Raw genomic sequence first — 13,540 nt, 5'->3', positions numbered from 1 at the left:
AAAAAATATGGTATTATTAAAACAGAGAGAAACACAGTACAAAAGTTGATTTCAAGGAAGGGAACAACAGAATGGATTGCATAGGAGAAAGAATTTTGAATGCATTTTGCGGCGCAGTCGCCGTTTATGATGAAGAATGTAAAACGTTTTGTTTTCAATATTGTCCGGAAAAAGTAGTGCAGCTCTTAGGGTATGATATGCCGTATTTTGATCTGCATTTCAGTAAAGATGCCCTGGGGCTTTTGTGTGACGAGGACAGAATGGAAGTGGAGCATGCAATTATGTCCGCAAAGTCCAGGCATATAGGAATCAAAGTTTACTCTCCGGTCAAAGAGAAAACAAGCTGTTTAAAGTGGTATAAAATAGAGGGATGGGAGGATGGAACAACATACTGTCTCCTTTTTGGGGGAATGTCCCAGGAAACCCAGCTGTTCCAGAGCATAGCCAGTGAAAATGCAGACAATATTTATGTGATTGATAAAGAAAATTATGATCTTCTTTATGTAAATGGTTTTAAACGTGCATTCTGGAATGAGGAAGGGCAGAATACACCTAAATGTTATGAGCATATTTATAATAAAAAAGAGCCCTGTTTCCATTGTATGATGAAGATGGGCGGGTCAGAGGAAATGCCCTGTGAGACGAGCTATGAAGAGGGAGGGCGCTGCTATGCTACACATTTTAAAGAAACAGAGTGGAACGGGACGCCTGCATATATAAAATATGTGAGGGATATTACCGAAGAAGCAACGGTGAAAAGAGAAAAGGAGCGTCTGGAAAAATATTTCGAGACAGTTTTGAAGTACCTTCCGGGCGGAGTTGCTGTTGTTCACCATGGACTGAATGGGAGATTGACTCCGGAGTATTTGTCCGATGGATTTGCCGAGATGGTTGATATGTCTATGGAAGAAGCCTGGGATATGTATAAGACAAACGCGCTTTCAGGTGTCCATCCGGATGATCAGGAATATGTAAAACAGACATTAGACCGCTGTATTCGTGAAAACTGCGACAGAGAAGCCCTTCAATACCGGCTGAAGAAGGGGAGCGGCGGTTATATCTGGGTCAATACAAAATTTTCCGTTATTCAGTGTGAAGCTGGGGACGCCATGGTTTATGCGGATTATCATGACATTACAGAAGAGAGAAAAATGCAGGAGAGATTAAGGCTTCAGTACAGGGAGCAGATTTTCCAGCATTATTTGATAACAGATCCCAACACACTGATTTTAGGGCATTGTAATATCACAAAAAATAAGATTATTGAGATTGAAGACCGTACCAATTCCGGACTTCTTGAACGGTTTGGTGATAAACGGGAGGATTTTTTTACAGGAATTGGAATTCTGGTAGCGTCAGAAGCGGAGCGGAGCCTGTTTTATGAAAAATATTTAAATGAACCGTCTATCAGGGCTTTTGAAAATGGGATAAAGGAAGTTCTGATGCCATGTTTTGTGAAGCTTCCGAATTATCCGCAGGGAAGATATGTACAGTTTAAGGTGAATCTTGTGGAAACCCCGGATACGGGAGATATAACGGGTATTTTAACGGTTACAGATATTACGGAAAAGACAATACAGGACAGGATCATCCGAATGCTGTCATCTTTAAATTATGACCTGGTTGCAGACGTGGATTTGATAAATGATCAGTATAAAGTCGTAAGCGGTGGGGACCATAATATAACAGAAGCTCAGGGAAGCCTGATGGAACGGGTGAGACGTGTGGTTGAGGAGCTTGTGGTGGACTCGGAGAAAGCATATGTAAGGGATATGCTGGATCCGGGGAAGATGGTCAGCCGGCTGAAGGACGGAGAATTCTATTCGTTCCGGTATTCTGTAAATAATGGAAGCAATGAAATCCAGACTAAAAATATGATTATTTCCGCCATTGATTTGAGTCTTGGCAGAATCTGCCTGGTGCGGACAGACGTAACCGATATGCTTGCCGCGGAAAGAAAAGTGAAGTATGATCTGGAAAAGGCATTATCAGAGGCAGAAAAGGCAAGCAGGGTTAAGAGTGATTTTCTGTCTTACATGAGCCATGATATCCGTACCCCTATGAATGCTATTGTGGGAATGACAACCCTTGCGCAGGCCAATCTTTCGAATTCACGGAAGGTGGAGGATTACCTGAAAAAGATTTCTGTATCTTCTCAGCATCTGCTGAGTTTGATTAACGATATTCTGGATATGAGCCAGATTGAGCAGTCCAAATTACATATGAATGTGCAGGTTATTCATATTGATGAACTTCTGAATCAGATTTCCTCTATTATGGCTTCCCCATCAAAGGACGCGGGACTGAAATTTATGGTTGAGCGGGGAGAGATACAGCATCTGTATTTTCAGGGGGATGCCTTACGGATAAAACAGATTTTAATCAACATACTCAGCAATGCATTTAAATTCACCATGGAAGGCGGAAACGTTCGGTTCAGGACGGAGGAAATACCGTCATCTGAAAGCGGAAGAGTAAGGTATCGTTTTATCATCAGCGACACGGGAATCGGTATGACACAGGAGTTTATCAGCCATTTATTTGAGCCCTTCTGCCGCAGTGAACGGGTGAACAGGGTAGAGGGAACCGGTCTGGGACTGAGTATTACAAAGGGGCTTGTAGATCTTATGGGGGGTAAAATCCGGGTAGAAAGCCAGCTTCATCAGGGAACGATGTTTGAGATTGAACTGGAATTTGCTGTGGCAGACGGAAAGCAGAAGCGTTCCCCAAATGCGGATGAATGCATACCGGAGGAATCGCTGGAAGGAAGACATTTTCTTCTGGTAGAAGACAATGCGATCAATTCAGAAATTCTGGCAGAACTTCTTCAGATGTGGGGAGCAACCTGTGTTTTGAGGGAGAATGGGCTGCAGGCAGTAGAGGAGTTTGAAAGCAGTGTTCCGGGAACATACGATGCGATTTTAATGGATATACAGATGCCTGTTATGAATGGCTATGAGGCAACGCGCAAAATCCGCAGTTCGTCCCATCCGGAGGCGAAGACAATGGTGATATTGGCTATGACTGCAAATGCATTTGCAGAAGATGTGCAGAAATCCATAAGTGCCGGAATGAATGGCCATGTGGCTAAACCCGTAGATATGAAAATACTGTACAATACCTTAATGGCGTTGTTAGATGATTAAACAGTGACAGGGAGAAAGAGATATGTACATTGCAGACCTTCACATTCATTCCAGATATTCCAGAGCCACCAGCCGTGAGCTGACACCGGAGCAGTTGGATCTGGAGGCGGGAAAAAAGGGAATACATCTTTTAGGAACTGGGGATTTTACCCATCCGGCCTGGCGTGAAGAGCTGTATGAGAAGCTGGTCAGGGCAGAGGACGGACTGTACCGCTTGAAGGACGAATACAGGTCAGAGAATGGACGGCGGTCAGAGACAGCTACGCCACGTTTTGTTGTTTCCGGAGAGATCAGCTCCATTTACAAACAGGACGGAAAGGTGCGAAAGGTTCACAGTCTGATTCTTCTGCCTGATTTGGAGGATGCCCAGAGGCTGTCGGCGAAACTGGAAATGATTGGAAATATACATTCAGACGGCCGTCCCATTCTTGGACTTTCCTGCCATGATCTTCTGGAAGTCATGCTGGAGATCTGTCCAGGGGGAATGCTGATACCAGCCCATATCTGGACGCCTCATTTTTCCATGTTTGGTGCATGCTCTGGTTTTGACCGGGTGGAGGACTGTTTTGGGGAGCTGACGCCCTATATCCATGCAGTGGAAACAGGGCTTTCCTCCGATCCGCCGATGAACTGGCGGCTTTCTGCCCTGGACCGGTTCCAGCTCATTTCCAATTCAGATGCCCATTCCCCTGCCAAGCTGGGAAGAGAGGCAAATCTTTTGAACTGTGAAATGTCCTATGCGGGGCTGAAAAATGCCATTGAAACAGGAGAGGGATTGGAAGGCACGATTGAGTTTTTCCCGGAGGAGGGGAAATACCATTTCGACGGACACCGGAAATGCCACATCTGTCTGAGTCCGGCGGAGGCGAAACGGTATGGCGGGATCTGCCCGGTATGTAAAAAGAAGCTTACTATGGGCGTTTCTCATCGGATCGATCAGCTGGCAGACCGGCCCGAAGGCTTTATACCAGAGGGAAGAAAAACGTTTGAAAGCTTGGTTCCTCTTTTGGAGGTCATTGCTGCGTCTACCGGACGGTCTGCAGCGTCAAAGAAGGTTCAGGAAGAATACTGTAAAATGGTGGATGAGCTGGGAACGGAATTTGATATTTTAAGAACGATTCCGATTGAAGAAATCAGAAGCCATTCTGGTCATCTGATTTCTGAGGGGATCCGCCGTCTGCGGGAAGGCCGGGTAAAACGTCTTCCGGGCTTTGACGGAGAATATGGTATCATCCGGCTTTTTGAACCGGATGAAATTGCAAATCCGGACGGATAGATGAGTTTCAGGATATCAGCCCCATTCAGTACCGTCTGATCCGTGAATGGAACCGTGATGGAAAGGAACTGTTTGTGATCGGTGATCCGGCAGATGAACCTGTTTGATTTTATATAGAAACCCAGAGAGGGCTGGTATTGACATTTTTCCCTCTGGATGCTATAAATAAAACCATACTAAGTTACTATGAATAGTGTGCAAACGTAACACCCAGGAGGACATTATGGAAAAATATAGGAAAATTGCAGGAAAATGTCTTGCAGCAGTTCTCTCTGCTGCCATGGCGCTGTCCTTGGCAGCATGTGCAGGAGGTACCGGAAGCAGTGAAAGCCAGAGCCAATCTGCCAAACAGGAGGCAGCTGCAGAAAAGCCTGCTCAGGCCACAGGGGAAAAGATTGTAAATGTGGGAGTAACAGGAACAGTAAATACCCTGAATCCCCTCCTGATGGACGGCGTGGAGATCAATAAATATGCCACCGGACTGATGTTTCTTCCGCTGATGGAGCTGGACACTAATATGGAGTTTGAGCCCATGCTGGCAGACTCCATTACCGCAGAGGACGAGAAACATTTTCTGGTACACATTGACGATGAGGCGGTCTGGTCTGACGGCCAGCCGGTAACAGCTGATGACGTAGTATACACAGCTCTGCGCCTGTGCAGTCCGGCCATTGCCAACACAGCCATGATGTATTATGTCTTTGAAGGTGTTGGTGATGACGGTTTTGTGGAAATGGGAGCAGACCATATTGAGGGAATCACAAAGGTGGATGATAAGACGGTGCGCTTCGCCACAAAGGAGCCCATGTCCTTAGTTACCTTTCAGAATTCCTATGCCCGGTATCTGATGCCTCTTCCAAAGCATGTGATCGGAGAGATCCCTGAGGCAGAGCTGGCCTCCCACGAGTGGTTTGCAAAGCCGGATGTAGTAAGTGGCCCTTACCGTGTCACCGCCTTTGACAAGGATCACTATGTATCCTATGAGGCGAATGAGAAATACTGGAAGGGAGCGCCTAAAATTCCGAAGCTGAATATCCGTATTGTAGAGGGAAGCCAGCTTTATGCGGGACTTCAGTCCGGGGAAATCGATATCACACAGAACACCATGAGCGCCATTCCGCTGGAGGATTATGAGAGCCTTCAGGCGCTGGAAACAGTGGAGACAAGCTTCGGTGACGCTATTACCAACCAGTCTGTATTTATCAATACAAAAAATGTGCCGGATCAGAAGTTCCGCCAGGCTCTTTTATATGCCATTGACAGAAATCAGATTTTAGAGCAGCTGTTAAAGGGCAATGGAGAAGTGGTAGACGGCTTCCTTTCCACCGCAGGCCCTTACTACGATCCGTCCATTGAGCCTGTTTCTTACGATCCTGCAAAGGCAAAGGAACTTCTGGCAGAAAGTAACTGGATGCCTTCTTCTCCCCTGCGTTTCTATATTGATTCCGGAGACAGTACCTTTGTAAATGCTGCCTCTGTAATCGCAGCCCAGTGGGCGGCTGTGGGAATCCAGACGGAGATCCGTACCATGGATATCAATACGCTTATGAGTACTGCAGGAAGCGGAGACTTTGACATTATGGCGGTGCAGTACACCTATCCGCCTGTAGATCCTTATGTAGATATTGCATGGCTTTTAGGCGGCGAGGGAAGCTGGACCGGTTACAGCCATGCTGAGGCAGAGGAGGCTCTTTCAAAAATCGCTGTATTAAGCGATAAGGAAGAATTAAAAGAGCAGTACGGTATCATTGACCGCCGGATGCAGGAGGATGTGCCCATGTTTTCCGCGTATGTGATCCGCACCATGGCAGCGAAAAATAAACGCCTGACCGGAGTAAACCCCTCGGTATACGGCTTCTTTAATCATGTGGAAGAATGGGATATCACAGGCTGAGTGTGATCCCGTCTGCCGTACGTGACCATACATTGTTACTCGTTCCCCGGCAAAGCTTTTTGCCGGGGAATGTCGGTTCATTACAAAATCTGAAAAAGGAGTTAGGAATGTCACATATTTTGGAAGTCCGCGGCCTGCAGGTTGCATTTGCAGGGGAACGCGGAAATACCATTGGCACAGACCGGATTGATTTTTTTGTGGATCAGGGAGAGACGGTCTGTTTGGTAGGGGAGTCCGGCTGCGGAAAAAGTATTACATCTCTGGCTGTTATGGGGCTTTTGGGCCGGGGCGGCCGTGTGTCACAGGGAGAAATCCTTTTTAATGGAAGAAATCTTTTGAAAATGGATCGGAAGGAGCTGGATCAGGTCAGGGGAAAAGAGCTGTCCATGATCTTTCAGGATCCATTAAGTTCCTTAAACCCGGTTCTGACCATTGGAAAACAGCTGGAAGAGGGCTTAAAGGCCCACACAGAGCTGGGAAAAGAGGAGCGCAGGAAACGGGCCCTTGATCTGTTGGGCAGAGCAGGAATCCGGGAAGCAGAGGCTGTGATGAAGAAATATCCCCACCAGCTTTCCGGAGGAATGCGTCAGCGTGTGATGATCGCTATGGCTTTATCCTGCCAGCCTTCTCTGCTTATTGCAGACGAACCCACAACGGCTCTGGACGTGACCATCCAGGCCCAGATCATGAATCTGCTGCGTTCCCTGAAAAGGGAGCTTCGTATGTCGTTGCTTTTGATTACCCACGATATGGGACTGGTGGCTCAGATGGCAGACCGGGTTATGGTGATGTATGCGGGGCAGATCATAGAAGAAGGGACGGTATTTGAGATTTTTGACCATCCGTCCCATCCCTATACAAAGGCGCTGCTGGCTGCAGTTCCGTCCATGGAGCAGAATCCGGAGAAAATGCTTCAGGCCATAGAGGGGACGGTTCCTGAAAATTACGGGCAGATGACCGGCTGCCGTTTCAGAGACCGGTGTCCTTACCGGAAGCAGGGCTGCGAAGCGCCCCAGGAGCTGGAAGAAATAAAGGCAGAGGAAACACAGAAGGCACAGGAGCTTCACCGGGTGCGGTGCTGGCGGGCAAAGGAGGCAGAGCAAAGTGGCAGAACCTTATAAGAATACAGAGCCCCTGCTTAAGGTGGAGCATCTGAAAAAATATTATCCCCAGAACCGGCCCATTTTCGGCCGTCCCACCTCATGGATCCGGGCGGCAGATGATGTTTCTCTGGAGCTTTATCCGGGGGAAACACTGGGGCTGGTGGGAGAATCCGGCTGCGGAAAATCTACTCTGGGCCGTATGATCGCCGGGCTGGAAGCCCCGGACTCCGGGTGCATCTGGTATAAAGGACAGGAACTGACTGCAAAGGGAGGCAGAGGCTATAGCGCAGTGCGCACAGAGATCCAGATGGTATTTCAGGATTCCTATTCCTCTTTAAATCCCAGAAAACAGATCTTTCAGATCCTTTCAGAACCCATGCTTTACCACAGCCTGGCGGATAAGCATACGGTTCATAAGAAGGCAGAGCATCTGATGGAGCTGGTTGGGCTTCCTCTCAGCGCTCTGGACCGTTACCCTTATGAGTTTTCAGGCGGGCAGCGGCAGAGAATCGGCATTGCAAAGGCGCTGTCACTGGAGCCGAAGCTTTTGATCTGCGATGAGCCGGTAAGCGCTCTGGACGTATCCATTCAGGCCCAGATCCTGAATCTGCTTAAAAGCCTTCAAAAGGAGTTAGACCTGACCTGTATTTTTATCGGACATGGATTAGGGGCTGTAAATTATGTAAGCCGGCGTATTGCGGTGATGTATCTGGGGAAACTGGTAGAGACGGGGGAGAGCAGTGAGCTGTTTGAGCATCCGGTCCATCCCTATACCAGAACCCTTCTTGGGGCAGTGCCCATCCCGGATCCCAGAAAAAGGGAGGAAAACTGGGGCGAAACCAGTGAAGGAACAGCGTATGAGCCGTCCATCACAGGGGCAGAGGATAAGGGCTGTCCCTTTAAAGACCGCTGCTTCAGGAAAAGGCCGGAATGCAGCAGCGCAGAGGTACCGCTTCGTCCCGTCCGTCCGGGCAGCACCCATCTGGCGGCTTGTAGTCCTGCTGTTTTGGAGGTAAAAAGAAACGAATGAAAAAATATATTATAAAACGGCTTCTCATTGCTATTCCTACCCTCATCGGGATCACGCTGATTGATTATGCGATCATGTGCTTTGCAGGAAGTCCTCTGGAAATGCTTCAGGGCGCTCGTATTTCTCAGGAGGCAGTAGCTGCAAAGGAAGCGGCTCTGGGGCTTGATAAGCCCTTCTATGTTCAGTATTTTATATGGCTGGGACAGGTTCTTAAGGGAAATCTGGGTGTTTCCATCAAGACCTACCAGCCCGTAAGCCAGATGATCATGGAACGTCTGGGGCCCACCCTGTTACTGATGGGAGTTTCACTGGCAGTGAGCCTTCTTATCAGTATCCCTGCGGGAATATACAGCGCAGTGCGCCAGTATTCCAAAGGAGATTATGCGGTGGTAACAGCGTCCTTTTTAAGCAGCAGCATCCCGGGATTTTTTCTCTCCCTTCTTCTGGTTTACATTTTTAATATTAAGCTTAAACTCCTTCCGTCCAGCGGGATGATTACTCTGGGAGGCTCCGGAGGGATTGGAGATCTGGCAGCCCACATGGTGATGCCTGTGACCGTTTTAGCCCTTTCCATGGCGGGAACAAATATCCGCTATATCCGCAGCTCCATGCTGGAGATCCTTCAAAAGGATTATCTGAGGACAGCCAGGGCAAAGGGCATAGGGGAACGGCTGGTAATAGGCCGCCACGCCCTGCGGAACGGCCTTGTGCCGGTGGTGACAGTGATCGGGATGCAGATTCCCCTTCTGTTTGGAGGCGCTGTGATCGTGGAGCAGCTGTTTTCCTGGCCCGGACTTGGACTTATGACCATGAGCGCTATTTTATCCAGAGATTATCCTGTGATTATGGGCGTCTGCCTCTTAGCCGCTGTGGTGGTTTTGGCAGCGAATCTGGTTACAGATATCCTCTATGCTGTGGTTGACCCTTCCATTCAGTACGATTAGCAAAGGAAAATGAAATGAAAAAGCAAATGAAAAATCATGAGACCTATGCGGGGGCGGTATGGCGCAGATTCTGCCGCCACCGTCTGGCTTTGGCAAGTCTGGCTGTGCTGGTTCTGATCTGCGGCAGCGCCGTCCTTGCGCCTGTGATCGCTCCCTATGATCCGGAGGCAATCGTGGGACCCTTCGGAGCACCTCCCGGAGATGAATTTCTGCTGGGGACGGATCAGATTGGCCGCGATATGCTGAGCCGCCTTCTATATGCAGCCCGAACCTCCCTTTTTGCAGGCGTACTGGCTACTCTGATCGCTACTGCTCTGGGCGTGTTTCTGGGCCTTCTGGCTGGATATTTCGGGGGCTTGGCGGATATCCTGATCATGCGTTTTACGGATATGGTTATGTCATTTCCCTATATTCTTCTGGTTTTAGTGGCAGCCGCTATTTTCAAGCCCGGTTTGTGGAGCATTATCCTGATACTGGGGTTTGTAGACTGGCCGGGAATTGCCAGACTGGTGCGGGGAAACGTGCTCAGCTTAAGAGAGACGAATTTTGTAAAGAGCAGTGAGGCGGCAGGCATGCCTGCTTTCCACATCCTGTTTTCAGAAATCCTTCCCAATACCATGGCTCCTGTGCTGGTTTATGCCACCTCTGTTATGGCCCTCACCATGCTGGATGAGGCTGCTTTAAGCTTTCTTGGCATGGGGGTGCAGCCTCCGGCCGCCAGTCTGGGAAATATGTTAAACAGCGCGCAGTCGGTTACCGTTCTTACAAAACAGCCCTGGCTCTGGATTCCTCCGGGACTTGTGATAATTATCGTGGTTACAGCGGTAAATTTTGTGGGAGACGCCCTCAGAGATGCCTTTGATCCCCTGTCCATAATAAAAATGTAACAGAAGATACGCGGGAAGAGCAAAAAATCTAAAAAAAATTGTATAAAAATTGAAACAGAATGTGTTAAAAAAATGTCAAGTTGAAAAGACGTAAAGGCAAAACAAACAAAAAATTGCATGATAATATTATAAAAAATTTAGAAACTCCCTAAATGCCATTGATAAATCCATGGGTATGGAGTATAATTCACTCATATTGTACAAAGAAAGTAAGGACATGACCAAAAAAACTGTGTCTGATATGGAAAAATATGCCAAAGGAATTTGTGCAATATGACAGGGAGTGCACAAAAATAATCCTATAGGCAACCAAAAAAATTTAGGTACGCAGGATATGACAGGAGGATCACACATATGAAGGGATGGGCCCATACCATGAGTTCTCTTTCTATGTTTTCCCAGCTGGGATTGTCCCTGGCAGCCCCTCTTCTTCTCTGTGTTCTTATATGCAGCTGGCTGACCGGACGTTTTGGTATCGGGACGTGGATCTATATTCCCGGTTTTTTCTTTGGGCTGGGAGGCTCTGGAGCTACGGCCTGGAAGGTCTACCAGAACATTATGAAGCATCAGAAAAAGAAAAAAAGAACCAATGAGAGGGCATTTAACGAACATTTTTAAGGAGGAATGAGGATGGCACAGATTCAGCCGGCTGTCAAAAAGGAGACAGCCCGTGTGACGGGGATTACTTTGACAGGGTGCGTCATTATGTTTGCAGCTTTTTTTGTTCTTCATAAGATTTCACCTGCATCAGTTCCCTTTGATATGAAGGTCATTATAAGCGGCCTTTTAGGCAGCGGAGTGGCTGTGGCCAACTTTTTCTTTATGGGACTTACGATTCAGAAGATCGTTTCCGGCGAGGATGAGGAACAGGCCAGAAAAGATATGAAGGCCAGCTACCGGTTCCGCACCGTTACCCAGCTTCTGTGGGTGGTGCTTGCAGTAGCCCTTCCGTTTCTGAATGGTGCAGCAGGGCTTATCCCCCTGTTTTTTCCAAGCGCAGGCATCAAGGTGCTGAGTATGTTTGGAATGATAAATGCAAAACCAAATCCATAGAAAGGAGATGAAACTGCAAGTATGAACTTTGATATTTCAGGTGCGGCCATATACTTAAGGATTCCCACGGGAATTCCCGTTCTGGGTGATTTTGTGATCACTGAGACCATGGTTGTCAGCTGGCTTGTCATGATCCTGATCACAGGCTTTTGTATCTGGCTTACCAGGGATCTGAGGGTGGAAAATATTTCCAAACGTCAGGCGGTAGCAGAGATGCTGGTAGAGCAGGCCACTAATCTGGTCCGCAACAATACCGGCGGTACAAAGTTCGACTATCTGATCCCCTTTGTGGCAGCCCTCTTTACCACAAGTGCGGTGTCAAACCTGATCAGCCTGACGGGTCTTAGAAGCCCGACAGCCGATCTTTCCGTCGAAGCAGCCTGGGCGGTAGTGGTCTTTGTTATGATCACAGCCAACAAGATTAAGGCAAGCGGTCTTCTGGGATACATGAAGGGCTTTACCACACCGATTCCGGTGATGACGCCGTTCAATATCCTTTCTGAAATCGCAACGCCCATCAGTATGGCCTGCCGTCACTTTGGAAACATTCTTTCCGGCGTTGTTATCAACGGCCTTCTTTATGCGGCTCTGGCCGTGGCAAGCTCTGCACTGCTTGGCTGGCTTCCGGGCGCGCTGGGAGAAATCCTGGGAAGCATTCCCATCCTGGATGTGGGTATTCCCGCCATTCTGTCTGTATACTTTGACTGGTTCTCCGGTCTCATGCAGGCGTTTATTTTCAGTATGCTGACCATCATGTACATTGCCAATGCGGCAGAAGGTTAAGCAGACTTATTTTACTCAGAACATTTATTTTCGAGGAGGAAAATTATCATGACAGATTTTCAGGTATTAGCAAAAGGTATCGCTTTAGCAGGATGTGCCATCGGCGCCGGCTGCGCTCTGATCGCAGGTATCGGTCCTGGTATCGGTGAAGGTAATGCGGTTGCAAAGGCGCTGGAGGCGATCGGCCGTCAGCCGGAGTGCAAGTCTGACGTAACCAGCACAATGCTTCTTGGATGTGCGATTGCAGAGACTACTGGTATTTACGGTTTCGTTACAGGTCTGCTTTTGATCTTCGTTGCTCCTGGCACATTCATGAATTTCCTGTCTTAATGGAAAAGGGAACACCGTATTCCGCAGACAGGAGGTAGGAAGATGAGAGAGACACAGGAACTTGTAACCATCGTACCCTGGACCTTCATTGCTACGATCTGCAACCTGTTCATTCAGTGCTGGCTGATTAAAAAGTTTCTGTTCAAGCCTATCCGCGAAGTGATTGAAAAGCGCAGGGCTCTGGCAGATTCTCAGATTCAGGACGCAAAGAAGGCAAAAGAAGAGGCAGAGACCATGAAGGCCGGATACGAGGCAGAGATGGCAAAGGCAAAAGAAACTGCCAGTGTAATCCTTCAGGATGCCCAGAAGGATGCAGCTGCCCGCAGTGAGGCTATGCTGCAGGAGGCAAAGGCTCAGGCAGCCGGTATTAAGGCAAAAGCAGAAGCCGATATCCTTCAGGAGAAGAAGAAAGCCGTTAATGAGATCAAAAATGAGATCGGCGGCATTGCCATGGATATCGCAGGAAAGGTGATCGAGCGCGAGATCAGCGAGGACGATCACAGGAAGCTGATAGACGAGTTTATTGAGAATGTAGGTGAGGCGTCATGACAAAAACTGCCAGACTCTACGGAGGCAGCCTCTATGACCTTGCTTCAGAAGAAAAGCTGACAGAGGAAATGTTAGAGCAGCTTGACATGGTTCGGGCGCTTTTTAAGGAAGAACCCTCTTATCTGCGGCTCCTTGCAGAACCTTCTATTCCAAAGACAGAGCGTGTGGGTCTGATCCATACGGCTTTTGAAGGTAAGATTCATGTATATCTGCTGAATTTCCTGAAGCTTTTATGTGAAAACGGCATGCTCCGGGAGTTTTCAGACTGCTGCCGGGAATTCAGAACCAGGTACAATGAAGACCAGGGAATTGCTGAGGCAGTGGTCACCAGTGCGGTGCCTCTGACAGAGGAACAGAAAGAGGCACTCAAAGCCAGACTGGAAAAGATTAGCAATAAAACCATTCAGCTTACCCTTAAGGTTGACCCGCAGGTAGTGGGCGGCATCAGGGCAGAGCTGGAGGGAAGGCAGCTTGACGGCACACTGCAGGAACGTCTGTCAGGACTGCGAAAGAAAGTTACGGAAATCATCGTATAAAGGATGTGA

General features: G+C 48.2%; 13 protein-coding genes and 1 pseudogene. All 14 read left to right on the top strand.

Annotated elements, in window-relative coordinates:
• The first annotated feature begins 95 nt into the window (after positions 1 to 95).
• Complete coding sequence (locus WKT10_RS08115) at positions 96 to 3,146, top strand: PAS domain-containing hybrid sensor histidine kinase/response regulator (RefSeq protein ID WP_340276579.1); 3,051 nt, start codon at positions 96 to 98, stop codon at positions 3,144 to 3,146.
• Between the two features lie 22 nt (positions 3,147 to 3,168).
• A pseudogene (locus WKT10_RS08110) lies at positions 3,169 to 4,419 on the top strand (endonuclease Q family protein); the annotation flags it as partial.
• Complete coding sequence (locus tag WKT10_RS16025; RefSeq protein ID WP_418493860.1) at positions 4,419 to 4,529, top strand: UvrD-helicase domain-containing protein; 111 nt, start codon at positions 4,419 to 4,421, stop codon at positions 4,527 to 4,529. The pseudogene WKT10_RS08110 and the gene WKT10_RS16025, both read left to right, overlap by 1 nt.
• A 116-nt stretch (positions 4,530 to 4,645) precedes the next feature.
• The gene (locus tag WKT10_RS08105) at positions 4,646 to 6,316 is read left to right on the top strand and encodes an ABC transporter substrate-binding protein (protein ID WP_296035494.1); all 1,671 of its coding nucleotides are present in this window, start codon (positions 4,646 to 4,648) and stop codon (positions 6,314 to 6,316) included.
• A 107-nt stretch (positions 6,317 to 6,423) separates the two neighbouring features.
• Entirely contained in the window at positions 6,424 to 7,437 is a 1,014-nt protein-coding gene (locus WKT10_RS08100; RefSeq protein ID WP_337433358.1) for an ABC transporter ATP-binding protein, read from the top strand.
• Entirely contained in the window at positions 7,421 to 8,449 is a 1,029-nt protein-coding gene (locus WKT10_RS08095; RefSeq protein ID WP_340276576.1) for an ABC transporter ATP-binding protein, read from the top strand. Before WKT10_RS08100 ends, WKT10_RS08095 begins: the two co-directional genes overlap by 17 nt.
• On the top strand, positions 8,446 to 9,393 hold the full coding sequence (locus WKT10_RS08090; protein WP_066545646.1) for an ABC transporter permease: 948 nt from the start codon (positions 8,446 to 8,448) through the stop codon (positions 9,391 to 9,393). Before WKT10_RS08095 ends, WKT10_RS08090 begins: the two co-directional genes overlap by 4 nt.
• A 14-nt stretch (positions 9,394 to 9,407) precedes the next feature.
• Positions 9,408 to 10,280, top strand: a complete 873-nt coding sequence (locus WKT10_RS08085; protein WP_066545657.1) for an ABC transporter permease — start codon at positions 9,408 to 9,410, stop codon at positions 10,278 to 10,280.
• Positions 10,281 to 10,634: 354 nt separating this feature from the next.
• Positions 10,635 to 10,898, top strand: coding sequence for an AtpZ/AtpI family protein (locus WKT10_RS08080; RefSeq protein WP_066545660.1), 264 nt, complete (start codon positions 10,635 to 10,637; stop codon positions 10,896 to 10,898).
• A gap of 12 nt (positions 10,899 to 10,910) precedes the next feature.
• Entirely contained in the window at positions 10,911 to 11,333 is a 423-nt protein-coding gene (locus WKT10_RS08075; RefSeq protein ID WP_066545663.1) for a hypothetical protein, read from the top strand.
• Between the two features lie 21 nt (positions 11,334 to 11,354).
• Positions 11,355 to 12,116 (top strand): F0F1 ATP synthase subunit A, encoded by a 762-nt coding sequence (locus WKT10_RS08070; protein ID WP_066545666.1) that lies wholly within the window; start codon positions 11,355 to 11,357, stop codon positions 12,114 to 12,116.
• Positions 12,117 to 12,164: 48 nt separating this feature from the next.
• A complete protein-coding gene (atpE, locus tag WKT10_RS08065) occupies positions 12,165 to 12,446 on the top strand; it encodes an ATP synthase F0 subunit C (protein ID WP_066545669.1) in 282 nt (93 codons plus the stop codon).
• A 42-nt stretch (positions 12,447 to 12,488) separates the two neighbouring features.
• Positions 12,489 to 12,995 carry a F0F1 ATP synthase subunit B gene (gene atpF, locus WKT10_RS08060; RefSeq protein WP_066545671.1) on the top strand — a complete coding sequence of 169 codons (507 nt, stop codon included), beginning with the start codon at positions 12,489 to 12,491 and terminating at the stop codon, positions 12,993 to 12,995.
• The gene (atpH, locus tag WKT10_RS08055) at positions 12,992 to 13,531 is read left to right on the top strand and encodes an ATP synthase F1 subunit delta (RefSeq protein WP_066545672.1); all 540 of its coding nucleotides are present in this window, start codon (positions 12,992 to 12,994) and stop codon (positions 13,529 to 13,531) included. The genes atpF and atpH overlap by 4 nt, the downstream gene beginning before the upstream one ends.
• Positions 13,532 to 13,540: the final 9 nt, after the last annotated feature.

Source organism: Enterocloster sp. HCN-30185 (genome assembly GCF_037890305.1).
Lineage (GTDB): Bacteria > Bacillota > Clostridia > Lachnospirales > Lachnospiraceae > Enterocloster.
This window is presented reverse-complemented; position numbering and strand designations above follow the sequence as displayed.